At 76.2% G+C, this 1,507-nt stretch carries 2 protein-coding genes; one reads left to right on the top strand and one right to left on the bottom strand.

What is annotated here, in order from left to right; translation table 11 throughout:
* Positions 1-529: helix-turn-helix domain-containing protein (locus ACFU6K_RS38775; protein WP_380671334.1), on the bottom strand; the 529-nt coding region annotated here is incomplete at its 3' end.
* A gap of 181 nt (positions 530-710) precedes the next feature.
* Here ACFU6K_RS38775 and ACFU6K_RS38770 point away from each other — a divergent pair.
* Positions 711-1,466, top strand: a complete 756-nt coding sequence (locus ACFU6K_RS38770; RefSeq protein ID WP_380671332.1) for a DUF4232 domain-containing protein — start codon at positions 711-713, stop codon at positions 1,464-1,466.
* Positions 1,467-1,507 lie beyond the last annotated feature (41 nt).

Raw genomic sequence — 1,507 nt, 5'->3', positions numbered from 1 at the left:
GCAGCACTCCGCGCCGGCCCCGCCACGGCGCGGGGGCGGCGGACGGTACGTCCTTCCCGGACAGCACGGTGGCGGCGACCGGCTCGTCCTCCTCCTCGGCCGGCCCGGGCGGCGGCGGCTCGTCCGGCGCCGGGCCTGCGTCCCGTACGGGCTCCGGTCCGGCGTCCGCGTCCCGTTCGGGCTCCGGTACGGCCGCGGGTGCGGCGCCGGCAGCAGGTACGGCGCCGGGCGCGGAGGCCCCCGCCTCCTGCCCCGGCCGGGCCCGGCGCGCCCCGTCGGCCAGGATCCAGCGCCGGTGCAGTTCCATCAGCTCCTGCGGTGTCGCCCGGCAGAGCCGCGCCAGGCGGTCCAGCGGCGCGAACTCGGGCGGCACCACGGCGCCGATGCAGTAGCGGTGCAGCGTCGAGGTGCTCAGGTGCAGGCGCTTGGCGAGCGTCCCGTAACTGAGCCCCGAACGCTCCTTCAGTTCCCCCAGCAGTGCCGCGAGATCGTCCGCCGCCGGGCTCCCCGGCGCGTGCGGCATTCCCATCGTCCAACCCCCATGTCTCATCCCCGTGTTCCAGGGCCCCGGCATCCCCCCTGCTCAGGGCCCCTCCCAGTGTCCCAGCGTCCCTGACCGGCCGTCGACCGTGGCGGCTGGGACGGAGCACCGGGCAGGCTCCGGTCATCCAAGCACCACACCGAACGATCTTCGAAGAGGCCACGCCCACATGTCCGGCATCCGCACCGCCCGTACCTCCCGCACCCGCCTCCTGGCCGCCGTCGCGACCGCCGCGCTCGCCGCGCTCACCCTGACGGCGTGCAACGACGACGCGGCGGACGCGGGTGGCAAGGGGACCTCCGCGAACTCCCCGGCGCCCACCGCCCCGCCCGCCGCGAGCGCCCCCGCCCCCGCGGCCCCCGCACCCGCACCCGCCACCGGTGCCCCCGCCGCGACCGGCGCGACCGGCGCCCCGGCCCAGAGCGGCTCACCCGCCTCCGCCAAGCCCTCCGCGAAGGCGCCCGCCGCCCCGAAGCCCCCGAGCGCCGCGGACGGCAAGGCCGTCACCTGCGAGGGTTCCGTCACCAAGACCGTCGCGGCCCCGCTGACCCGCCCGGTCAACCACCTGCTGCTGACCGTCACCAACACCGGCAGCGCCCCCTGCTACCTCTACGGCTACCCGGCCGTGCGCTTCGGCGAGGCCCAGTCGGTACCGCCGGTCATCGAGGACTCCAAGCCGCAGGCCGTCGTCACGCTCAAGCCCGGCGAGTCCGGCTACGCCTCGGTGAGCCTGTCCGCCGCCGACGGCAGCGGCGCCCACGGTCACACCGAGACCTCGCTGGCCGTCTACTTCCACGGCCCCTCCGGCAACGAGAGCGTCGGCGCGGGAAGCAACCCTTCGCTGCCCGCCAAGGGTCTGTACATCGACGACTCGCTCAAGGTGAGCTACTGGCAGCAGTCCATGGACGACGCCGTCACCTCGTAGTCCCCGGGCCGGACCGGACCGGACCGGGCGGGGCGGGGCCT

It is taken from the genome of Kitasatospora sp. NPDC057512 (genome assembly GCF_042802135.1).
Taxonomy (GTDB): domain Bacteria; phylum Actinomycetota; class Actinomycetes; order Streptomycetales; family Streptomycetaceae; genus Kitasatospora.
The sequence above is the reverse complement of the archived record's forward strand: the minus strand, read 5'-3'. Positions and strand labels throughout refer to the sequence as shown.